Origin of the sequence: Gilliamella sp. ESL0405 (assembly GCF_019469205.1) — a bacterium.
Lineage (GTDB): Bacteria > Pseudomonadota > Gammaproteobacteria > Enterobacterales > Orbaceae > Gilliamella.
In genome coordinates, this window is record NZ_CP048265.1 from 397,128 (window position 1) to 420,375 (window position 23,248).

Consider the following 23,248-nt stretch of genomic DNA (forward strand, 5'->3'; position numbering starts at 1 on the left):
AGTTTTTATCAAAAAGGCTCAGTTACATTGGGCTTTGAAAAGGGAAAAATATGAGTTCGGTATTTGAAATATTTAAAATCGGTATTGGGCCGTCAAGTTCACATACAGTCGGACCAATGCGAGCTGGAAAAGCATTTGTCGATGAGCTGATAAGTCAAGGGTTGATGCCGTCTGTAACCAAAATTGTAGCAGATGTTTATGGTTCATTATCACTAACCGGTAAGGGGCATCAGACCGATATCGCCATTATTCTGGGGCTGGCTGGTGAAAAACCCGATACCGTCAATATTGATAACATCCCGATATTTATTGAAAAAATTAGTCAGACTAATCGGTTATCGATTTATGACAATCGTTATGAAATTGATTTTCCACTAGCTGAGTGTATGGTTTTTCATTCTAAATTTTTACCATTACATGAAAATGGTATGACATTAAGCGCTTATCATGGCGATGAGCTGCTGTTTCAAAAAACTTACTACTCTGTTGGTGGGGGCAAAATTGTTGAAGAGGCGCAATTTGGTCAGCAAGAGCAAAATCCGGTTTTGTTGCCTTATCCATTTTCGACTGCCGCACAGCTATTAAAATCGTGTGAAGATAATTCGTTATCCATTTCCAGTATTATGATGAAAAACGAGCTGGAATTGCACTCTTATGAAGAGATTGAAGACTATTTTCATCGTGTCGGGCAGACTATTTTAGATTGTATTAAACGTGGCATGAACACCGAAGGGTTATTACCCGGCCCGCTTAAAGTGCCACGCCGAGCGTTTTCCTTGTACCGTCAATTATCGACCACCAAAGATAATATTATCAGCGATCCTATGGTCATTATTGATTGGGTCAATATGTTTGCCTTAGCGGTGAGTGAAGAGAATGCTGCCGGTGGGCGGGTTGTCACGGCGCCAACTAATGGTGCATGTGGGATCATTCCTGCGGTGCTTGCCTATTATGATAAGTTTATTAATCCTGTTACGCCGGATATCTCAATGCGTTTCTTTTTAACTTGTGGCGCAATTGGGCAGCTTTATCAAAAAAATGCCTCAATATCGGGTGCAGAAGTAGGGTGTCAGGGTGAAGTTGGTGTTGCTTGCTCCATGGCTGCCGCTGGGCTTGCTGAGCTTTTAGGTGGGAATCCGCAACAAGTTTGTATGGCCGCTGAAATTGCCATGGAACATAATTTAGGTTTAACTTGCGATCCGGTTGCCGGGCAAGTACAAGTGCCATGTATTGAGCGTAATGCTATCGCCGCTGTTAAAGCAATTAATGCCACTCGTATGGCTTTAAGACGCACAACCGTTGCCAAAGTGTCGCTTGATAAGGTGATTGAAACCATGTATGAAACCGGTAAAGACATGAACGCTAAATATCGTGAAACATCACGAGGCGGGCTGGCAATTACCGTTCATTGTAGTTAATTTGCCGTTAACTGCGATAAATTAATCCTTCAATTCGCCGACTAACAATTTGGCGAATTGAAGCGATCAAAGTTAATATTTCCAGCGCATGGTATTGACTTTAGAACGTAAAAAATCATTATTGGCCAGCATATCGGCTTTTTCACTTTTTATTGAACGTAACTTTCTTTTTCGTTTAGCTTGCTCAGTTGATGTATGATGCATCAGTTCATTGTAGGCAAGTAAATTATTGAGCTGATCAAGCTCGCCCAATCCTTTTAGTACGTTAATCAGTGTATGTAAAGTAATGGATTCACCACTTTCGATGCGTTTAATGGTTGCTATGCCAAGCTCAGATTTTTGGGCAAGTTCTTGTTGTGATAAATTTTTTTCAATTCTGGCCATTTTTATTCTGCGACATAACATGGCAACCATTTCGGTTGTTTCATTCATGAGTTATCCTCAATATAGAGATAATGCATTGGGTTTCGAGCCTGTTATTTTGGGATTAATTGGGTAGTATATGGGTTAAACCTTCGATGATATCAGAAGCTAATAAACTGTATTTATTTAATTTTTCAGCCGCATTATTACCAGCCAAACCGTGCAAGTAAACACTTACTGGGGCTGCTTGAGCGGCGGGTAAATGACCGGCAATAAGTCCGGCTATAATGCCAGTTAACACATCACCTGATCCTGCCGTTGCCATACCATTATTACCCGATTGATTAATATAAGTCGGTTTGTGAGGTTGGGCAACGACGGTCTTAGCATCTTTTAACACACAAATGACATTGTGCTTTTGCGAAAAAGTTTTTGCTATTGCGATTAAATTATGTTTAATTTCATCGATAGCGCGTTTGGTTAGGCTGGCCATTTCACCTAAATGTGGTGTAAGGATAATGGGCGATTTGGCTTGCTTAAGTAATGACAAATCTTGCGATAACACATTAAGTCCGTCAGCATCAATAATAATTGGCACGGTCGCATGGTTAAGCACGTAAGATAAAATCTGATGACTATCATCTGATACCCCCATACCGGGGCCGATAACAATTACCGATGCCCAATTTATCCATGTTTCGAGTTCAGTAAAATTAACGTGATTTGGTGTAAAAGGCGATAATAATGCTTCGGGGAGTTGGGATAATAAAATTGTGCTATTACAAATTGGTGTGTAAATACGTACTAACCCGGCGCCGGCTCGATAGGCGGCTTTAGCCGATAAGTAAGCGGCACCGGACATGTTTTGCGAACCGGCGATTGTCAATACTTTACCATAAGAGCCTTTATGGGAGTCATTTGCTCGTATCGGTAATAATTTATCGAGATCATCTTGCTCGAAAGTATAATGCGAAGCCGGTTTGTCGGCATAAATCCCAATATCGGCAATCGTTACTTTGCCGGCTAACTCAAGGCCAGGATAGAAGGATAATCCGAGCTTAGAATAGGCAAAGGTTACTGTCTGTTTCGCTTTTACCGCCGCACCTAATATTTTTCCGGTGTCGGCACACACGCCGGAAGGGATATCAATCGCTAGCACATCGGCATGACTTTGATTAATCAGCTCAATAGCCCGCAAAAATTCACCGCTAACATTGCGATTAAGACCGATACCGAAAATAGCATCGACAACCGTTGTATAGGACGAAAGTGAATCGGGTAACGATGTCATGACAGGGATTTGATAGTGCTGAGCGATTTTAATTTGCTGTAATGTTTGAGCCGATGCACTATTAGGTAAGCCAACTAAATAGACTGTCACATCGATATGGTGTAATTTGAGTAAACGCGCAACGGCAATGCCGTCTCCACCATTGTTACCATAACCACATATGAGCGCAACTCTGCTTAGGTTAAAATCTTCAGTTTGAAGTTGATTGACGACCGCTAATGCCGCTCGTTCCATTAACACTAGTGCAGGCAAGCCGATTGTTTGCGAAGTATGAGCATCATAGTGCTGCATTTCAGACGAGGTGACTAAGTATTGCATGCAGTCTCCTTGTTGGTAACGGTATGCCACACGCTGTGGCATATCTTTGAAGGGGTGAAAACGACTATTTGATTAACAAGGGTTTGTCTTGCTGATTTTTAATTTGTTGTTTTTCCAGACTATCTAAAATCTTTTTATGAATACCATTAAAACCACCATTACTCATAATCAATATAGCGTCGGTCGGTTTTGCGGATTTTGTGATCATTTCAACTAAAAGATCGATATCGCCCGACCAATAAGCCGGTTGAATACAGGCATCAACAACATCAACAACCAACCAAGGTAACTGTTCCGGTTGGAACATGTAAACTTCGTCAGCCCGCCCAAGCGACGGTGCAAGCTCATCTTTAGATATTCCGAGTTTCATGGTGTTAGAACGTGGTTCGAGTACGGCTAAAATTCGGCGATTAGCACCAATTTTACTGCGTAATGCTTCTAACGTCGCTAAAATTGCGGTTGGATGATGCGCAAAGTCGTCATAAATTTCAATATTATTCACTTGACCATATAACTCTAAACGTCGTTTGGCATTGATAAATGAGCCTAATGCCTGACAAGCATCTTCAGCTTTAACCCCGACATTGTTGGCAGCAGCAATAGCCATTATGGCATTGTGCATATTATGTTCACCAACTAAAGAGTATCGAACTTCGCCTACTTTATTACCATTAAAGTAGACCGCAAAGTGGCTGGCATCGTTATTCATTCGTTGGGCTAACCAACCTGTTTCCGATTCAGTAAAAATTTGATCACTCCAACAACCTTTGGCTAACACCTGTTTAAGATTGACATCTTCTTGAGGTGCAATAATCAGACCTTTACTTGGCACTAAGCGCACTAAGTGATGAAACTGTTTTTGAATTGAGCTGAGATCATCAAATATGTCAGCGTGGTCAAATTCTAAGTTGTTCATTATTAGCGTTTTCGGGCAATAGTGCATGAATTTGGAGCGTTTATCAAAGAACGAACAGTCATACTCGTCAGCTTCAATAACAAAGAAATTTCCTTCGCCTAATCTGGCTGATATGTCAAAGTTTCCAGGTACGCCACCAATAACAAAGCCTTGCTTAAAGCCTTGTTGTTCTAAGATCCAGTTTACCATGCTGGCGGTAGTAGTTTTACCATGAGTACCGGCAACCGCAATCACCCAGCGATCTTTTAACACATTATCATGCAACCATTGCGGTGCTGAGATATAAGGAATGTTATTATCTAAAATGTATTCCACACAAGGATTACCCCGTGATAATGCGTTACCAATGATAACTAAATCCGGTGTAGGATTTAATTGCGCAGGATCGTCGCCTTCAATGATTTCGACATTTTCTCGTTGTAACAAGGTGCTCATCGGCGGGTAAACATTTTTGTCTGAACCGGTGACTTTGTGACCTAGTGAGCGGGCTATTAATGCAATTCCTCCCATAAATGTGCCACAGATACCAAGAATATGAATATGCATTTTTAGTCCTTAACTTTGTATAAATTGTAGTAAAAAATAATGGTTTTGTTACCAGTTTGGTTAAATAGGTTTTTTGAAGTAGTTTCGTTAATTATAGTCGATTTTTATGGCTTATGCGATAGGCCATAAATGCCTTATCATTAATTTTGCAGCTTGATTGCCTCGAAACTCATCGACACCTAAGTGATAAACGATTGTTACATTTTTGATTGATTGATCAGGCCATTTAGTTGTATCAGCATTGAAATATATCCCTTCAATAATAGGTCCACCTTGTTTCGGCTCCAGTACTAATCTAAGATGTTTTTCGGCAAATAACTGCTGTCTGTGAACGATAAACTCACCGTCAAAAATTGGTTCGGAAAAGCCTTCTCCCCATGGGCCTGAATCTTTTAGCTGTTTGGCTATAGCATAATTGAAATCTTGACTGGCTATCTCACCGTCGGTTTCAATCACTTGTTCAAGCAATTCATCATTTAATACTTGATCAACCAGTGCTTCAAAACTGTCGGTAAAATGGGCTAAATCTTGTTCTCGAATAGACAACCCCACCGCCATAGCGTGCCCACCAAAGCTGACTAAAAGATCAGGATGAAGCTGATCTAACTGTTCAATCAGATCACGCAAATGTAAACCGGCAATCGATCGGCCGGAGCCTTTTAATAGACCGTCTTGTGTTGAAGCAAATGAAATCACTGGTCGATAGTATTTCTCTTTCAACCGAGCCGATAATATCCCAATAATCCCTTGATGCCATTGTGGATGATGAACAACTAATGCACTAGGAATTGCCGCTTTTTGTGTTTCTATCTTTTCAATAAGCGATAACGCTTCTTTATGCATTGTTTGTTCGATTAATTTGCGATCGTTATTTAACGCATCAAGTTCGGTTGCTTGTTTAATGGCGGTGTCAAAATCATCACAGAGTAATAATTCCACTCCCAATGACATATTATCCATTCTTCCTGCGGCATTTAAGCGCGGCGCAATATAGTAAGCAAGATCGATAGAGGTAAAACAAGCCGCCTCTTTTTTCGCAACTTGCAATAATGCTTTGATACCAGCACAACAATAGCCGGAACGAATCCGATTGACTCCTTGATGTACTAATATACGATTGTTATGATCTAATTGCACCACATCAGCAATCGTTCCTAAAGCCACTAAGTCCAGTAAGCTGGCAATGTTATATTCTTCTAAGTTATTGCTTGCAAACCAGTTTTCCTTGCGCAATTTAGCCCGTAAAGCCAGCATTAAATAAAACGCCACACCTACGCCGGCTAAATGTTTAGAAGGGAAAGCGCAATCAGGCAAATTCGGATTGACTATGGCATCAGCATTAGGTAACTGCTCCGGACATAAGTGATGATCGGTGATGATAACCGCAATATTCGATTGTTTGGCAAATTCAACCGCATCGAATGAAGATATCCCATTATCGACAGTCACAATAAGATCGGCTTTTTGAGCTATGGCTTTCTCAACCACACTGGTGCTTAAGCCATAACCGTCTTGAAAACGATCAGGTATAATATAATCAACAAATTGGCACCCCATTTTTTTTAGGGCTCTGACTGTTAAAGCGGTGCTGGTTGCGCCGTCGGTATCAAAATCACCGACAATCATAACACGTTGATTATTTTTCATTGCTTGATAAAGCAATTCGACAGCATCATTGATACCATCTAAATTATCATAACCGGTTAAATTGCGTGTGGTATAGTCAAGTTCTTTTATTGATTTTACGCCTCGTAGTGCATAAATTCGCTGCAATAGTTGCGGAATATCTTTCGGTAATTCCGGGAGCGATTGCGGTAACGGACGATGTAATAATCTATTTTTTCTCATAATGTAAATGTTAGCGCATTGGCGCTAACTTATTAATTAATTAAAATGTTTTAAAGATTTTTTTTATCTAAAATTTCAATTAACTTATCGGCCGGTACATAACCCGAAACAAGTTGTCCGTCAGGCAAAACAATAGCTGGCGTACCAGAAATACCTAAACTTCTACCCACATCAAATTGTTGGGTGACGTAAGGTACCATGCTTGTTGCTGGTGAGATTTTTTTGCCTTTGTAAGCATCGTCAAAGGCTGCTTTACGATCAGCTACGCTCCAAATTGACTGCATATTTTTTCCTGCTTCACTATTAACACCGCTTCGTGGGAAGGCAAAGTAGTGAACAGAAATCCCCGCATCTAAATATTGATCAATATTTTCGTGGAGTAATTTACAGTAATGGCATGTATAATCAGTGAAAACCCAAATGACATACTTTTCATTTTTAGCTTGATAAACGATTGCATCTTTTTCAATTTTTTTAATGGCATTTAAATTATCTTTATTGGCAATATTTTCCGGTTCATCACCTTCAACGTTATAAAAAGGACCTTGTGTTAGATATTTCCCATCAGCAGTAACATAAAATATTCCGTCATCTGTGGTAACCGCTTTTAAGCCTTTTATCGGCGAATTATTAATTTTTATTGTATTGGAATTGTACCCCAGTTTTTCGAAGCTTTTTAAAATATCACTATTGCTTGCAAGCGCAGAGGTTGAAATTAATGCTATAGCTAAAACTAATTTTTTCATTCAATTACCCTTATTTTTTGAACTTTTATGCTCGAGGATGATGTTTAGTGTGTAACTGTTTTAATCTCTCTGTTGCCACGTGTGTATAAATTTGCGTGGTGGATAAACTACTATGTCCCAGTAACATTTGTACAACACGCAAATCGGCGCCATGATTAAGCAAATGTGTTGCAAACGCATGCCGTAGTACATGGGGAGATAGCGAGTCAATATTAATCCCAGTTAGTATGGCATAATATTTTATCCGATGCCAGAACGTCTGTCGTGTCATTTTTTTGCCCAATCGACTGGGAAACAGGATATCAATTGGCCCGGTTTTTAACAGATCATTACGGGCATATTTAAAGTAGTATTCAAGCCAGTAGACTGCTTCTTCCCCTAACGGGACTAGCCGTTCTTTATTGCCTTTACCGATAACTCTTATCACTCCTTGCCGAAGGCTAATATCACTGATCTCTAAATTAACTAATTCAGAAACCCGCAAACCTGTTGCATAAAGCACTTCTAACATGGCTTTATCACGTAATTCGATTGGATCGTCTATACTAGGCGATTGAAGTAAAGCATCAACTTGTGATTCAGTGAGATCTTTCGGGAGCTTTTTCGGTAGTTTGGGCGCGGATAAAACCGCTGACGGATCGTCAGTGCGATAATTTTCTTGATATAAGTACTGGAAAAAGCGTTTAGTTGCGCTCAGTAACCGAGCTGAACTACTGGCTTGGTAACCGGCATTGACTCTCGACATCAAAAATTCTTGCAAGTTATGCGTTTGTGCGTTGACAAAATTAACTTGTTGCTGTTGTAGTGATTGGCTTAATGCAAATAGATCGTGCCGGTAAGATTCAACCGTATTTTCGGCTAAATTGCGTTCTAACCAAATTGAATCTAAAAATTGTTCAATTAACATTTTATTTTGTGGTGGTATATCTTTTTCAGACATAAAAAGCCTGCTCTTTATGACACGTATTGCAACTATTATATACCAACAAGAGTCAAGTTGCAGTTTCGGCGAAAAGATTAGACGAAGCTCATTCAATTGAGTTTAAATTGCTATAAATTTACCTATTTTTATACTTAAACATAGGGTATTTCTGAAACTTCTTGTCAAACGTTGCTAAAAGGATTTTAATTTATACATTGTTTTGTATTTTTTTTATTTTCTGATATATACTTCCTGCCAAAATTTGGGCTGTTCACTTTATGATCATGTTGAAACGAAATATCTATTGTCTTATTGCGTTATATATTTTTTTTGTAATTGGTATTGAGACCTATACCTATTGGCATATCCAACTTCGCCCTTGGCAACCAAAATCACCATTAGGGCGCCTTGAATATTATTTCAGTTTTTTTACTGTGCTTTCAAATATTCTGTTAGCGGTAAGTTGCATATTTTTAAGCTTAAATCCTCAATGTGATCGATATGGTTTTAAGGTGATTCGGCTAAATGGCTTAATTGGTGTAGTCATTACGGCTATTGTTTATAATTTAGTTTTAAGAAAGATTCATATACCTCCAAACAGCATCGCCCGGTTTGCCAATGAAAGTTTACATGTTATTGCGCCTGCTCTGGCTGTATTGACTTGGCTGATTTGGGGACCATTTAGGCGTATCAATTTTAAGGTCGTAATGGGTTCAGCACTTTCGTTGTTGGCTTATGGGGTTTATATTTTTGTGCGTGGTTATTATACTAATCGATACCCCTATCCATTTATCAATGTTACTCGCATTGGTTATCCCAAAGCTTTGCTTGCTGCCGGTATTGTTTTCCTCATGTTTGTAGCCTTAGCTTTATTGTTTTGGGGTATAGATGCCTTAAGGAGAAGAAAATGAAACTGTATATCTATGAGCACTGTCCATTTTGTGTAAGAGCAAGAATGATATTTGGTTTAAAACATATACCCGTTGAGCAACATGTTTTGCTGAGTGATGATTTTAAAACGCCCGAAAAGATGATTGGCAAAAAAATGGCGCCGATTTTGCAAAAAGCGGATGGTAGTTATATGCCGGAAAGTTTAGATATCGTCGAATATATTGATAATAACTATGGTCAGCCTATTTTAACCGGCGCTAAATCTCCCCAAATAGCCGACTTGATTAAACAGCTACAGCAATATGATTATAAGCTTGAAATCCCTCGTTATATCAAGCTAGGGTTAGCGGAATTTGCCACCCAAAGTGCGATTGATTATTTTATTAACAGTAAATTGGCAAAAATTGGTTCTATCGACGAGTGTTTAGCTCAAAGTGAAAAATTAATTTTAGCGGTGAGTGAAATTTTAAACCAGTTTGACGCTGTTATTGTTTCGCAAAATGCGTGTAATGGCGAACTATCGTTAGATGATATTTGCTTATTTCCGGTGCTACGTAATTTAACCTGCGTGAAAGGGTTAACTTTTCCACCGAAAATAAAAGCCTATCTTTTATCTATGGCGGCAGATAGCGGCGTGGATCTATTTTTTGATAGAGCTATTTAAGATTGTCGTTATTGCAGATTGCATTCGATTCCTGCGGGGGAAAGAGTACAAGCAAAATAGGAAGAAAACTTGTACTCTTTTTTTTTAATCCATTAATAACAAAATCTAACGTCCTTAATTACCCAATTTAATATCAATTACTTCGATATTATCTTTACCACCGTAGATATCATACCAAGGGGTAGCATATTGTTTTAAAATTTTATTGAGGTGTTCAACATTTTCACGTCCGGTTTTATCTAACCAACGTTTTAGCTCATCTTTACCACCTTTAGCATAAGCGGCAACACCTTCAAACCATGTAGCTCGACCACCTAAAATACCACTATATTTAGCGCCGTGTTCACCGGCAAAAATTAGCTCTTCATGGAAAGTCTTCGTCGGTACGCCGGCACTTAAATAGATGAAAGGACGAGTAGCGGCATCGCTTGCTTGTTTAAAATAGTCTGCTGCTTCTTTTTGGGAGTAAACCACAATGTTATTATCATTAAAGCCTTCGACATTTTTGAAAAGTACCGGTACTTCAACTTTTAACACATCGATGTAATAGTGATCTTTAGTAAACTCTTCAATGGTTTTAATCACTTTTTGTGGTTTAATTTTGGCAAATTCGGGGCTCTTATCATCGGTGATTTGATTGTCATAGACAATTGGCTCAACAAAAACAGGAATATCGGCTGCTCTTGCTTCGTTGCCTAAGCGTTCTAAAAATGCATGCTTTTTATCTAAAATATCTTGTGGATCATCGGGATTGTAATAAACCAATACTTTTGCAGCATCGGCACCTTTTTTGATAAGGCGTTGGAGTGAGTCTTCGGGCAAAATATCGGGTAAACGTCCCGGCGTATTGGCATCATAGCCTGTTTTTTCATACGACATGATTAATCCGGCATTCTCATTTTTGGCTGCCATGCCTTTATAACCATATTGCTCATCAAGTAAAATTGCACTGACATATTTCGTCAATTCTTGAGAAACCAGCTCCTTAAATTCATAGACCATATCAACGTGATAACGATCTTTACCGACTGCGGCTTCCATCATTTTGACCATTGAGCCGCGTTGGTCGATAGCTAAAGCGGCAATCACACCATCTTGGTTTGATAATTGTTGCATACGGTTAAATTTGCCGCGAGAAATACGTTTTATAGCCATTTTCAACTCTCCATTTAATAATGAGAAATTATTATAGATTGGATGAATGACCGTTTATTAATCATTTGTGCTAGTTTCAATCCAATTCTACATTTAATTGATTTAATTAGTTGATATGATAACTGATGTCACTATTATGTCATTAATAAAACAGGTTTCAAATGATAATTTCTTCACAATAAAAAGACGTTCGGGTATAGTAAGGCAGCATAACCGACTGTTTGTAAACAATAATTTGCAAGGATTACTATGTCAGACTTTGTTTCACACGCTCCATTGCGCAAACTCAATAATCAAGACTATAAAACGCTTGCGCTTTCTGCTTTGGGTGGGGCTTTAGAATTTTATGATTTTATCATTTTTGTCTTTTTTTCTATCACCATTAGTCATCTGTTTTTTCCGCAAGATATGCCGCAATGGCTAAGTCAAGTACAAACCTTTGGTATTTTTGCCGCTGGCTATCTGATTCGCCCGTTTGGTGGCATTGTTATGGCGCATTTTGGTGATCTGTTTGGTCGCAAACGAATGTTTACACTCAGTATTTTGCTTATGGCACTACCCACCTTGTTTATTGGTTGTTTACCCACTTATGCCAGTATTGGTATTTTTGCGCCGATATTACTCCTACTCATGCGGCTTTGTCAGGGTTTAGCCGTTGGCGGCGAAGTGCCAGGCGCATGGACATTTGTGGCTGAGCATGTTCCCAGAAATAAAATCGGTTTAGCCTGCGGCATTTTAACCAGCGGATTAAGTTTAGGTATTTTACTTGGATCGTTAGTTTCAACCGTCATGAATAAAAGCTTATCTCCAGCACAAATGGTTGATTGGGGTTGGCGTATACCCTTTATTATCGGCGGTATTTTTGGCTTAATTGCGATGTATTTACGTCGTTGGTTGAAAGAGACCCCAATTTTTCTTGAGATCCAAAAACGTAAACAGCAAGAACAATCCCAAAAATTACCGGTAGTAACAGTCTTAACCCAATATCTGCCGCAAACCATACTATCAATGTTACTTACTTGGGTGTTATCAGCAGGCATTATGGTGATAATGCTCATGACCCCAATTTTATTACAAAAACAGTTTGGCTATTCGGCTATAGAAGCGTTACAAGGTAATATATTAGCCATTATCGGGTTGATTATTAGTTGTACTTTTTATGGCATGATGATGGACAAATTTGCGCTGGCAAAAGTGCTTTTAATTGGTTGTATTATTGCCGCTGTGATGATAGCGATCTTTTTTGGCTCATTAGATAACGCTCAGCTACTATTTATTACCTATCCGCTAGCGGGCTTTAGCGTCGGTATTGTTGGATCGTTTGCTTATTTTATGGTGAAAGTCTTTCCAACTTCGGTGCGTTATAGCGGTGTGTCGTTTTCCTTTAATATGGCGTATGCCATTGCGGGTGGTTTAACGCCATTACTAATCTCATTTTTTAGTGATTTTGTGAGTAAAATGGCGCCGGCAATTTATGTTGTAGGACTATTTTTACTAGGTATATTAATTGGGCTATTTTTATTAATTAATAATAATACTCAAAAATATATAGCAAAAGACATCTCATAAAATTCAATAGGCAATAAAAAGTTTGAGGAACGGGGTTTTTTTATGTTCCTCAAGTATTGCTTTTACTCAATTTTACTGCTTTTTCCCAGCTCAATAGTTCGAATGACTCCAGCTTTCACGCTTCGTTGTAACCCTGCGGCAAAATCACTATTATTTAGTTCATACAAACTATGCATTCCAACTCCGGCTGGCGAGTTATTAATATCAAGCAATTGCCTTGGATGTTTTTGACTTAATTGAAGCATTGAGGCTGCGCCGTGTAAATTTTCAATTGCAATGCGTTTTGCCATATCTCGGGGCAATCCAACTAAAACTCCAGCATCAACTAACGATTCATAAAAATAATAAATATAATTCGGTCCTGCAACAGCATAGCCAGTAAAACTATCAAGCAGTGATTCGTCAATATATTCAAGTTTACCAAAACTTTTGAAGAATTGGGTGACGGATTTTTGTTTCGCAACAGCCTGATCATTCTCGTCGGTAGCAATACCTGAATAACCAAAACCTGTATCGGTAAGTGTATTTGGAATTGTTCTAATAACAGGAAGATCAACTTTTAAGGATTGTTTTATTTGGGCAATTGTTACTCCAGCAATGATTGAAATGATAATAGTCTCTTTAACATCCAATTGTTGAACAATGTTACGCCATGCATCTTGAGGTCGAACCCCCAATACAATAATATCTGCATTGACGATTTTAACAGTTGGGGTAACGCCATAAGTTGAATGTAAATAGTCTAAGCGAGATTTAACAATATCGTTCACTAATATATCTTGGGGTTCATATGTTTTATTTTTTATCAAAGCGCTAATAATCGCTTCAGACATATGGCCACTACCTATAAATAAAATTGTACTCATACTTATCGTTCCTATTTATAATTGGCTAAAGATCATTACAACACCATATGTTTCACTGGCAGGTACGATAATCGCATCATTTTGTAAATTGTATTTAATTTTTCCTTTTTCTAGTGCTTGTTGGGTTTGCGCTAATGATTTTGTTGTGAAGCCTAAAGCAACTTTACGATCTTGGTCGTTATTCGCTTTACTTACTGACGAGCCAAAAAGATGCTGTATTGCACTTGGTGTAAGGTAATCAATAAATTTATCTTCTGCTTTTAGACGTACGCCTCCGTCAATTTCGATAATGTTTGCTAAAGGGAAAGTTTTTTCAAGCAAGTTAATTGAGGAACGGGGTTTTTGAGCTTCAATAATGACTTGATTAATATTTATTACACCATTTGGGTGCGTTTGCCACTCTTTACACCAAACGAGTTCCGGGGTCAGTTGGTCGCAAAAAAAGATCTGTCCATTTGGTGTATAGGAAGGGTCTAATCTGACGGTTTTAAAACGCGCCTCAGGTTTAGTGCCATCATTTAATTCGACAGGTCTAAAAAAGGATTTAGGACCGTCACCCTCAACTTTTATACCTTGGCTAACTAGTTGTTGATAAAGTTTGTTGGCATCTTTGGTTTTGAAAACCAACCCAGTTAGCCCGTCATCAAAACACCAACTTTTATCTACTTTACCCGCATTTTGAGGTTCAAAACCTAAAAGCTCAAGATATGTGGTCGTAAATATCGCTAAATTGTTACTTGTTCCTAGTGAATGGTGTCCTCTTGGGGTTGTTGTGAATCCCAGTTTTTGATATTGATAATTTGCTTGATCGAGCTGATCTGATACGGTGATTACAACATGATCAATTTGTGGACTAAGTATTGTCATTATATTCACTCCTTAAATATGAATAGCGGGAGACATATCAATTAATCGATGTGGATTCCATCCTTTACCAGGAACCGCATCAAGTAGATCTTTGGTATAAGATGCTGTCGGATTTAGAAAGACTTGTGATGCGATACCTTGCTCGACGATTTTTCCTGATTTCATTACAATAATATGATCACAAATTTGTGCAGCAACTCGCAGGTCATGGGTGATAAATAGAACCGTTAAATCTAGCTTTTTTTGTAATTGTGTTAATAGTTCAAGAACTTGTGCCTGAACTGAAACATCAAGCGCCGATACCGGTTCATCAGCAATCAATATTTTCGGCTCTAATGCTAATGCTCGAGCAAGGCCTATTCGTTGCCTTTGTCCTCCCGAAAATTCATGAGGATAACGGTTTAATGCCTCGCTTTCCAATCCCACCATGTTGAATAACGCTTTTGCTCTTTTGATTGCTTCGTGTTTGTTTGTTCCGTGAAGTATTGGTCCAATCGTAACTTGATCGCCGACTTTTCGACGTGGATTTAATGAGGCATAGGGATCTTGAAAGACCATCTGAATATGGCGTGAATATTGTTTAAGTTTTTTCCCTTTTAAATTGGCAATATCTACATCTTCAAAGTTGATTTGACCGCTGTCTATTTCTAATAATTTAATAATGCATCTGGCTAACGTTGATTTACCTGAGCCGCTTTCTCCCACAACGCCTAAAGTACTCCCTTTATGTAACTTAAAGCTAACATTATTAACCGCATAGGTTGTACGTCGGTTTTGCTTAAAAAAGCTATGGTTGTGATACGTTTTTGATAGGTTGTTCACTTCAAGAATAATCTCTTTATTAATACGTTGAACATCTCCAGGAGTAAGAGGAGGGACAGCGGCTATTAACGCTTGTGTATAAGGATGTGTTGGTGAATTTAACACCTCACTCGCTAAGCCTTGCTCAACAAGTTTTCCTTTCTGCATAACCACAATACGAGTTGCAATATCAGCAACTACACCAAAATCATGAGTAATGAATAATACAGCGGTACCTTTACGTGATTGTAGTTCACGTATCAATTTCAATATGCATGCTTGAGTTGTGACATCTAAAGCTGTTGTTGGTTCATCAGCAATCAAAATAGCGGGTTCTAATGCTAATGCCATAGCAATCATGGCTCGTTGACGCTGGCCACCAGAAAGTTGATGTGGATAAGCTTTAGCAACAGACTGCGGATTGGGCATTTGCACATCCGTTAATAATTGGATAACTTTCTGATTAATCTCTTGTTTAGCTAGCTTAGTGTGGATAGTGAACATTTCACTAATTTGATTAGCGATGGTTTTTAATGGATTTAGCGCAGTCATCGGGTCTTGGAAAACCATACCAATATGCGCACCACGAATTTTACGCATTTGTTCATCATGGTAAGTGAGTAAGTTGTTTCCGTCGAAATCAATCTCACCTTGGGAAGCAATAATACCGTCAGGTAATAATCCCATGATTGCATTGGATAATAAAGATTTACCCGAACCACTTTCACCAACAATACATAGGATTTCGTTAGCATAAAGATTTAGTGAGACATCATTAACCGCATATTTTCGATCCGAACCATGAGGCAAATCTAGGGTTAAATTTTTAATAGTTAGTCTTTTTTGATTCATCGTTTTTTTAACCTTGGATTGAGTGCATCATTTATACCTTGTCCAACTAATGATGCAGATAAAACGGTTAGCAATATTGCAATGCCAGGAATAGCTGAAACATACCATTGTTGACGTAATACTAGTCGTCCATTACCGACCAGATTCCCCCATGATGAAATATTGGGATCGGAAAGGCTCAAAAAAGCTAGCGCACTTTCCATTAATATCGCGGTTGATAAAATAACACTGGCATACATAATTACTGGCGGTAATGCGTTTGGTAAAATCTCTTTAAACATGAGTCTAGTTGAGCTCATGCCTATGGTTTTTCCCGCCTGTACAAATTCACGAGTGCGTAATGATAAAAATTCTGCTCGAGTTAACCTTGCAACGGGTGGCCAAGAAACAACACCAATTGCAATCACCACAATATTGATTGTTGAACCAAATACCGCAACAGCAACGAGTAATAGTAAAAAGTTAGGTAAAATTTGGAATGCTTCTGTAAGGCGCATCAGTATGTCGTCAACCCATCTTCCGTAGAATCCTGAGATGGCACCAATAACCACACCAATAATAATTGCTATGAATGTTGAGATAAGTCCGATAATCAGTGATACTTTTGCACCATGAAAAAGCTGGGCAGCGATATTTCTTCCTGCCTGATCTGTTCCCAGGATAAATTTAGGATTTGTAAAAGGCCATTGTAAGGGGCGGCCAGCTAAGCGAAGCGGATTGCCAGGAAAAAACCAATCTGCGCTTAATGCAATAATGATAATTAATAAAAGTAAAATTGTACCAATTCTAGCAATTGGGCTACGGAAATAGTCTTTTAATATCGCCATCATTAATGTCCTGTAATGCGTGGATCGAGCTTTGCGTAAAGCATATCGACAATAAAATTAATAATGATAACGAGTATTGCTGAAACAAATACTACGCCAAGTAAAGTGTTTAGATCTCTTTGTACTACAGAATCATAGGCAAGTCGTCCTAATCCTGGAATAGCAAAAATGGTTTCAATAACCACCGAACCGCCTAACATGGTGCCTGCTTGTAGACCGATTAGCGTTATCATTGGTAACATGGCGTTACGTAGTATGTGATTAACCAGTATCTGGCGGCTACTTAATCCTTTCGCTTTAGCTGTTTTAACAAAGTCTAAGGTCGATACTTCAAGTAATGAAGCGCGCATAATGCGTAAATAGATTGCTAGATAAACTAAAGCTAGGGTGGTAGTTGGCAAGATTAAATACCATGCAATATCAAAAAATGCTGAAATACCCGTTAATGATTCGCCGATACTGCCAAACCCACTGGGTGGTAACCAATTCAAATAAATTGAGAAGAAGACAATTCCCATGAGAGCTAACCAAAATGAAGGTGTTGAATAAAAAATTAGTCCCAGTACTGAAATGAGTGTATCTGGCCAACGATTCACTTTTTGAGCAGATAAAATGCCGAGAATTGTTCCGAAAGTAAATGCTAATAGCATTGCACAAACCATTAACAATAATGTAGCCGGTAAACGTTCCAGAATTATATGACTGACAGGTTTGTTATATATCGCTGATTGCCCTAAATCGAGATGCACTAATCGCCATAAATAATTGATTAATCTTGAACTTGTTGATTGGTCAAGTTCATAATGATGACGCATTTCATCAATAACGCTTGACTCGGCACCACCAATTTGGGCAAGTAAAGCATCCACTGTATCGCCAGGCGCCAATTGTAATAATAAAAATAGCGCAATTAGTATGATAACCAGTGCTGGAATCGTGGTTAATAATCGTCTAAGTGCTAAAGCCAGTATATGCGTCATCATTTCACCTTAACTTAGTGTTCTATCCATACATCAAACCAACTACTTGATGGCCAACGTGCTGTATTATGATGATTGTGTACTTTGTTATTAATCACTGAGATGAATTCACGTTCTGTTGCGAACCAGAGTGGTAGTTCAGTATTCACGACATCAACTAGTTGACCATAAAGTGCTTTACGTTTGACTGGATCTATTTCAGTTGCGGCACTATCGATTAATTGGTCGACAGCATCTGATTTCCAGCCATATTGATTTGTCCAAGGTGCTCCTTCAGGACTGCCAGAACGTAACCAAACAGTTGTCGAAACTGCTGGATCGCCTCTATATTGGTGCCACCCTGTAGCAATATCAAAATCGTGGAGTTTATAAACGGCATTTAAAGCGCCAGCAGTGTCGAGATTAACGATAACCACATTAATGCCGATTTCAGCTAAAGATTGTTGGATAAATGTTGCAAAAAGTGGAACATCTTCACCATTATTAATATGGACTAATTTTAAGGTAAAACGAGTGCCGTCAGCTTTTCGTGGATAACCCGCTTCATCTAATAATTGTTCAGCTTTTTCTCTATCAAAAGGGTAAACAATTTTACTGTCTTTAGGGTAAAAAACGTTTGATGATGGAATAATACCGGTTGCAGGCTTACCAAATCCGTATAAAAAGTCATCGATGAAGAAAGGAATATCGAGTGATTGAACAATTGCTTTGCGAACATTTAGGTTAGCAATGATCGGATTGCGGAAGTTAAATTCTAAAGTATTATTGAAAATATTTGCTTGAGAACCTTTTGTTAAAACCTCAAATTTTGAGTTTTGTTTGAATCGATTAATATCAGCAAGGCTTAATTTTGAGTAGGCACTTAAATCAATTTGTCCACTTTCAAGTGCAGCTGATGCTGAAGAGTTATCGTTAATAATGCGCCAGATTATTTTATCTAAATAAGGATATCCTTTTCGCCAATAATCAGCATTGCGTTCAACAATAATATGTTGTCCTCGTTGATATTCAACGAACTTGAATGGCCCAGTCCCTACAGGTGCGGTGTTATAAGGATTATTTAACACATCGGTGCCTTCGTACAAATGTTTGGGAACAACATAGCCAAGATCAACTAAAGCTCTTAATAGTAAATCTAATGGCATTGGACGAGAATAATTGAATACCACTGTATGGTCATCAGGTGTATCGACAGAGGTTAAATTAAGTTGTAATGTAGTTGAGAAATTTAATCTTTTTTTCCAAAACTCTAGTGCATTATATTTCACATCTTGTGATGTAAATGGTTTACCGTCGTGCCATTTGACGCCTTCGCGTAATTTAAATGTTATTGTTTTTCCATCCGGTGAGGAAGTCCATGATGTAGCAAGAACAGGAACAATTTGACCATCTGCATCGAGATCGACTAATGATTCAACTACTTTTCCTGATACTTCATATACCCCCGTTGACGCGCGTAAAGCTGGGTTGAGAACTCTTTGTTCTCCTGAATAATGGACAACTAGTGTTCCACCTCGTTGCGGTGTTTTTTCATCCGCCATTGAATAAAATGGTAACAAAATTGAGAGTAGTCCTATAATAAATGTTTGTTTGATATTGAATAATTTCATGTATGCTCCTTACAATTGTTGTCACCATATTTTCGGTATTTATCACTATGAAATTTTTAGGATTTCACTATAAAAATTTTTAGTAACGTTGAGAAATGCCGATATCGCATATTTATATTACTTTTAGTTATATATTTACTCGCGAGGCTAAGTTGTAGAATTTTCATTATCATCATTATTTTTAGATGTTTAATGTAAATATCGCTTATCGGTATAACGTTAAAAATAATTCTTATTTTTATTAATATTTGTGAAATAGCGCATATTTTTTTTTAATAAATAGTCTAAAATACAACCAATTTGGTTTTGAATTTTTAAATATTTAGGAGAAAGAAATGAAAGCAGCTGTAATTAGACAAGAGTGCGATGGTCAAGTTGAGATTAAAGATATTCCGGTTCGTCCTTTAGAAGCGGGTGAAGCTTTAGTTGAGGTTGAATATTGTGGTCTTTGTCATACAGACATCCATGTCGCATCCGGCGATTTTGGTAAAAAACCTGGTCGGGTGATTGGTCATGAAGGTGTAGGGATTGTGACCAAAATAGCGCCAGATGTAAAAAGCTTAAAAGTCGGAGATCGGGTCAGTATCGCTTGGTTCCATGCCGGCTGTGGGACTTGCGAGTATTGTATATCAGGTAATGAAACATTTTGTCGTAGCGCCTTAAATTCAGGATACAGCGTTGACGGTGGAATGGCAGAGCAGTGCATTGTGAAAGCGGATTATGCTGTGAAAGTCCCGGACAATTTAGATCCGGCGCAAGCAACCAGCGTCACTTGTGCTGGTGTGACAACTTATAAAGGCATTAAAGTGGCGGACACCAAACCGGGCCAATGGCTTGCCGTTTTTGGTATTGGTGGGCTTGGTACGCTGGCTATTGAGTATGGTAAGAATGTTTTCAATAATAAAGTTGTTGCGATCAGTAATAGTGACAGTCAATTAGAGCTGTGCAAAAAGCTGGGCGCTGATTTAGTTGTCAATCCGAAAAAAGTACCGGATGTGGGTGCTTATATTAAAGAGCATACTGGCGGTGGCGTACATGGTGCCGTTGTAACATCAGTTACTAAAACTGCATTCAATCAGGCAATTGAGTCTGTGCGTCCGTTAGGGCGTGTGGTGGCGTTAGGCTTGCCTTCAGAAACCATGGACTTAAGTATCCCGAAAACGGTGTTAGACGGTATTCAAGTTTTAGGTTCACTGGTGGGTACACGTGAAGATCTGGCTGAAGCATTCCGATTTAGCGCCGAAGGAAAAGTGGTGCCTATTGTTGAAAAACGCCCATTAGAAGATATCAACGAAATGATTGAAGAGATGAAAGCCGGTAAAATCCGGGGTCGTATGGTTATTGATATGAAGATGAAAAAGCAAAAATAGGGCAATAATCTTTTAATTTCAGCTAAAATAAAACAAAGCTAGCTTATTGCTGGCTTTGTTGCTTTTAAACAATTCAACCTTTATTTTGCTTGCATTGTCACCTTATTTTGTCAAATATCATCAATCTTTCTTGTATTTTATCTATAAAGCCCTATTATAGGCGAATTTTGCTAGTATATTTATCTGTTTAGGGGATAGTTATGTCTGAACACAATTTAGAAAATAAATTGCGCAAAGATCTGGGTTTAGTCTCTGCGTTATCACTGGTTGTCGGTATGGTTTTAGGTGCCGGTGCATTTATGAAACCTCCTGCGGTGTTGGAAGTTGCGGGCGATTATAACCTTGCGCTATTGGCGTGGATCATTGGTGGCGTTTTTTCAATTTGTGGCGGATTAACCCTTTGTGAATTGGGTGTCATGTTTCCGAAAACCGGTGGCATGCTGGTTTACTTAGAAAAAATTTACGGCGATAAAGTTTCCCACCTTTATGGTTGGATGATAACCGTATTATTTGCACCGTCATTAGTGGGGGCATTAGTCGGCTATTTCAGCTCGGTTTTTTGCCTTTTATTCAGTATTAATGATGCCTACCGAATGGCTGTAAGTGCCGGTGTGTTAGGCTTTATTGCTATAATCAATTCAATTGGTGTTAAACAAGCAGGCTATCTGCAAACTATTGCCACCGTTTGCAAACTTATTCCGATATTACTGTTAGCTGTATTTGGTTTACTGAAAGGTAATGGTCAAGTTGCATTATTTAGTGCCAGCGGACAAGGTATCGAAACCTATGCACCGTTTGCGGTGGCGATTTTAGCGACCTTGTTTGCTTATGACGGTTGGGCGCAAGTGGCATCGGTTGCCGGTGAGATTCATAATCCTGCAAAAGTGTTACCTAAGGCGATTATTTTAGGCATTATCTTTTTGGTGGTGGTTTATGCCTGTATCAATATTGCTTTATTTAAAATTTTCCCGGTGCAAGAGATGGTTTCGCTCGGTCATGATGCATCTGCGGTGGCATCGCAACGTATGTTCGGGCATTTAGGTGGAAACTTAGTTGCTGTGGGAATTATGATCTCAATTTTAGGCGGTATTAATGGTTATATTATGACATTATCCCGCACTATTTTTAGTATGGCAGAGCGGGGAACGATCGTCGGTGCGCGTTATTTAAGTACCCTTGATGAAAATAGTCGCTCGCCAATTAATGCCATTATTGTGCTGGTGATCTTCTCTTTCTTATATTCCACCTTGCTCGATGCAGATCGCTTATCGGAAATTTCGATGTTTTCAATATGGGTATTTTATCTATTAACATTTGTCGGGGTGATTATTGCTCGCAAAAAATATCCTGATGTACCAAGAAGTTATAAAGTTATCGGCTATCCAATTATTCCGATTATTGCAATTTTAGGTGCCGGTTATGTGATTTATGGTATGTTGGTTTATCAAACAACAAATGGCATTGCTTCAATTATTTTGACGTTAATTGGCTTACCGTTGTACTACTATTATCACCGAAAAAATAAAGATAAAGACCTTTCACTCGGTGAAATGAAAAACTATCAAGCGAAAACCAAATATATGATTGTTGTCATGTTGATGTGTATTATTGCCGGTTTAGTCTTTTATGGCTGCCTGTTTAGTCATTGATGAACCGCAATAATCTGATAAAACGATGATTAAAAAGCCGACGTCTGTCGGTTTTTTTGTGCCAAATTTTAGAGATAAGATGAAATTAGTGCATACAGATTTTGGTCATAAAAAGTACCGTTTAAATATTCTGCTTGCTTAAGTACTCCCTCGTGCTCAAAGCCACAACGTTTAGCTACCCGATTACTTTTATCATTGGCTACTGAACATTTGATAACAAAACGTTTAATCATTTTATTCACAGCGTAATATTCGGTTAATGCCAGCGTTGATTGCGTGATAATCCCTTTACCTTGTGCTTGATTATCAAGCCAATAGCCAATATAAGCCGTTTTGTTTGCTTTATCAATTTGGTTAAAAGCAATGATACCTACCGGCTTATCTTCAAATAGAATAATGTAGGTTTTACTGATATCTTGTTGATGCGTAATTAAACTGTCGCTCAAAAATTTTTCAGTGTCAGAACGATTTTTTACCCACTTAGGCCAGGCCATAAATTGGCTAAAATTATCACGATTGGCATCGATGACTGAGTATAGCGCTGTTGCATAAATTGTATTTGGCGCTGTTAAATATACATTTTGATTGACATAGATAGTATCGGTGTTTGGGGTTATCATGATTTATTCCATTAAATGCGTTCGGGCTACCCATAGCGTAACTATATTTGTTTATTGCACTTCGGCTAATTTTAGGGAAAAAATTGCGATAAATGAGCGTTAAAGTCAGTATACTATCACGCTAAGCGGTTATCATCGATTATTCATTACAGTTTAGTC

At 38.5% G+C, this 23,248-nt stretch carries 20 protein-coding genes; 6 read left to right on the forward strand and 14 right to left on the reverse strand.

Annotation, left to right across the window (positions count from 1 at the left end):
* Positions 1 to 50: 50 nt before the first annotated feature.
* Entirely contained in the window at positions 51 to 1,418 is a 1,368-nt protein-coding gene (locus GYM74_RS01840; protein ID WP_220218803.1) for an L-serine ammonia-lyase, read from the forward strand.
* A gap of 72 nt (positions 1,419 to 1,490) precedes the next feature.
* On the opposite strand, the gene GYM74_RS01845 is transcribed toward GYM74_RS01840, so the two are convergent.
* From GYM74_RS01845 to xerD, 6 genes are all read right to left on the reverse strand, one after another.
* The gene (locus GYM74_RS01845) at positions 1,491 to 1,850 is read right to left on the reverse strand and encodes a helix-turn-helix domain-containing protein (protein ID WP_220218804.1); all 360 of its coding nucleotides are present in this window, start codon (positions 1,848 to 1,850) and stop codon (positions 1,491 to 1,493) included.
* A gap of 55 nt (positions 1,851 to 1,905) precedes the next feature.
* Positions 1,906 to 3,390, reverse strand: a complete 1,485-nt coding sequence (locus tag GYM74_RS01850; RefSeq protein ID WP_220218805.1) for an NAD(P)H-hydrate dehydratase — start codon at positions 3,388 to 3,390, stop codon at positions 1,906 to 1,908.
* A 64-nt stretch (positions 3,391 to 3,454) separates the two neighbouring features.
* Positions 3,455 to 4,852: a UDP-N-acetylmuramate:L-alanyl-gamma-D-glutamyl-meso-diaminopimelate ligase gene (mpl, locus tag GYM74_RS01855; protein WP_220218806.1), complete on the reverse strand. Its 1,398-nt coding sequence runs from the start codon at positions 4,850 to 4,852 to the stop codon at positions 3,455 to 3,457.
* Positions 4,853 to 4,963: 111 nt separating this feature from the next.
* On the reverse strand, positions 4,964 to 6,700 hold the full coding sequence (gene recJ / locus GYM74_RS01860; protein ID WP_220218807.1) for a single-stranded-DNA-specific exonuclease RecJ: 1,737 nt from the start codon (positions 6,698 to 6,700) through the stop codon (positions 4,964 to 4,966).
* 50 nt (positions 6,701 to 6,750) lie between these two features.
* The gene (dsbC, locus tag GYM74_RS01865; protein ID WP_220218808.1) at positions 6,751 to 7,446 is read right to left on the reverse strand and encodes a bifunctional protein-disulfide isomerase/oxidoreductase DsbC; all 696 of its coding nucleotides are present in this window, start codon (positions 7,444 to 7,446) and stop codon (positions 6,751 to 6,753) included.
* A gap of 25 nt (positions 7,447 to 7,471) precedes the next feature.
* Positions 7,472 to 8,371, reverse strand: coding sequence for a site-specific tyrosine recombinase XerD (xerD, locus tag GYM74_RS01870; RefSeq protein WP_366518701.1), 900 nt, complete (start codon positions 8,369 to 8,371; stop codon positions 7,472 to 7,474).
* Positions 8,372 to 8,646: 275 nt separating this feature from the next.
* Between xerD and GYM74_RS01875 the strand changes: the two genes are divergently transcribed.
* Positions 8,647 to 9,279, forward strand: coding sequence for a Pr6Pr family membrane protein (locus GYM74_RS01875; RefSeq protein ID WP_220218810.1), 633 nt, complete (start codon positions 8,647 to 8,649; stop codon positions 9,277 to 9,279).
* On the forward strand, positions 9,276 to 9,923 hold the full coding sequence (gene grxB / locus GYM74_RS01880; RefSeq protein WP_220218811.1) for a glutaredoxin 2: 648 nt from the start codon (positions 9,276 to 9,278) through the stop codon (positions 9,921 to 9,923). Before GYM74_RS01875 ends, grxB begins: the two co-directional genes overlap by 4 nt.
* A 114-nt stretch (positions 9,924 to 10,037) precedes the next feature.
* Here the strand turns inward: grxB and GYM74_RS01885 are convergent, their stop codons facing one another.
* Complete coding sequence (locus tag GYM74_RS01885) at positions 10,038 to 11,072, reverse strand: tagatose 1,6-diphosphate aldolase (protein WP_370634045.1); 1,035 nt, start codon at positions 11,070 to 11,072, stop codon at positions 10,038 to 10,040.
* A gap of 255 nt (positions 11,073 to 11,327) precedes the next feature.
* On the opposite strand from GYM74_RS01885, the gene GYM74_RS01890 reads away from it, so the two are divergent.
* Entirely contained in the window at positions 11,328 to 12,647 is a 1,320-nt protein-coding gene (locus GYM74_RS01890; RefSeq protein ID WP_220218813.1) for an MFS transporter, read from the forward strand.
* A 62-nt stretch (positions 12,648 to 12,709) separates the two neighbouring features.
* Here GYM74_RS01890 and GYM74_RS01895 read toward each other — a convergent pair whose 3' ends face one another.
* From GYM74_RS01895 to GYM74_RS01920, 6 genes are read right to left on the reverse strand one after another with little or no spacing between them, the layout of a single operon-like run.
* Entirely contained in the window at positions 12,710 to 13,513 is an 804-nt protein-coding gene (locus tag GYM74_RS01895) for a pyrroline-5-carboxylate reductase (protein WP_220218814.1), read from the reverse strand.
* A gap of 15 nt (positions 13,514 to 13,528) precedes the next feature.
* Entirely contained in the window at positions 13,529 to 14,380 is an 852-nt protein-coding gene (locus GYM74_RS01900; protein ID WP_220218815.1) for a VOC family protein, read from the reverse strand.
* Between the two features lie 12 nt (positions 14,381 to 14,392).
* Positions 14,393 to 16,033: an ABC transporter ATP-binding protein gene (locus GYM74_RS01905; protein WP_220218816.1), complete on the reverse strand. Its 1,641-nt coding sequence runs from the start codon at positions 16,031 to 16,033 to the stop codon at positions 14,393 to 14,395.
* Entirely contained in the window at positions 16,030 to 16,860 is an 831-nt protein-coding gene (locus GYM74_RS01910; protein WP_267332338.1) for an ABC transporter permease, read from the reverse strand. Before GYM74_RS01910 ends, GYM74_RS01905 begins: the two co-directional genes overlap by 4 nt.
* Before the next feature lie 2 nt (positions 16,861 to 16,862).
* The gene (locus tag GYM74_RS01915) at positions 16,863 to 17,843 is read right to left on the reverse strand and encodes an ABC transporter permease (protein ID WP_220218818.1); all 981 of its coding nucleotides are present in this window, start codon (positions 17,841 to 17,843) and stop codon (positions 16,863 to 16,865) included.
* 11 nt (positions 17,844 to 17,854) lie between these two features.
* Positions 17,855 to 19,450 carry an ABC transporter substrate-binding protein gene (locus tag GYM74_RS01920; protein ID WP_220218819.1) on the reverse strand — a complete coding sequence of 532 codons (1,596 nt, stop codon included), beginning with the start codon at positions 19,448 to 19,450 and terminating at the stop codon, positions 17,855 to 17,857.
* Between the two features lie 335 nt (positions 19,451 to 19,785).
* Between GYM74_RS01920 and adhP the strand changes: the two genes are divergently transcribed.
* Together adhP and GYM74_RS01930 are read left to right on the forward strand one after the other, a co-directional pair.
* On the forward strand, positions 19,786 to 20,820 hold the full coding sequence (adhP, locus tag GYM74_RS01925) for an alcohol dehydrogenase AdhP (RefSeq protein ID WP_220218820.1): 1,035 nt from the start codon (positions 19,786 to 19,788) through the stop codon (positions 20,818 to 20,820).
* Positions 20,821 to 21,020: 200 nt separating this feature from the next.
* The gene (locus GYM74_RS01930) at positions 21,021 to 22,469 is read left to right on the forward strand and encodes an APC family permease (RefSeq protein WP_220218821.1); all 1,449 of its coding nucleotides are present in this window, start codon (positions 21,021 to 21,023) and stop codon (positions 22,467 to 22,469) included.
* A 68-nt stretch (positions 22,470 to 22,537) separates the two neighbouring features.
* Here the strand turns inward: GYM74_RS01930 and rimL are convergent, their stop codons facing one another.
* The gene (gene rimL, locus GYM74_RS01935) at positions 22,538 to 23,089 is read right to left on the reverse strand and encodes a 50S ribosomal protein L7/L12-serine acetyltransferase (RefSeq protein WP_220218822.1); all 552 of its coding nucleotides are present in this window, start codon (positions 23,087 to 23,089) and stop codon (positions 22,538 to 22,540) included.
* Between the last annotated feature and the right edge of the window lie 159 nt (positions 23,090 to 23,248).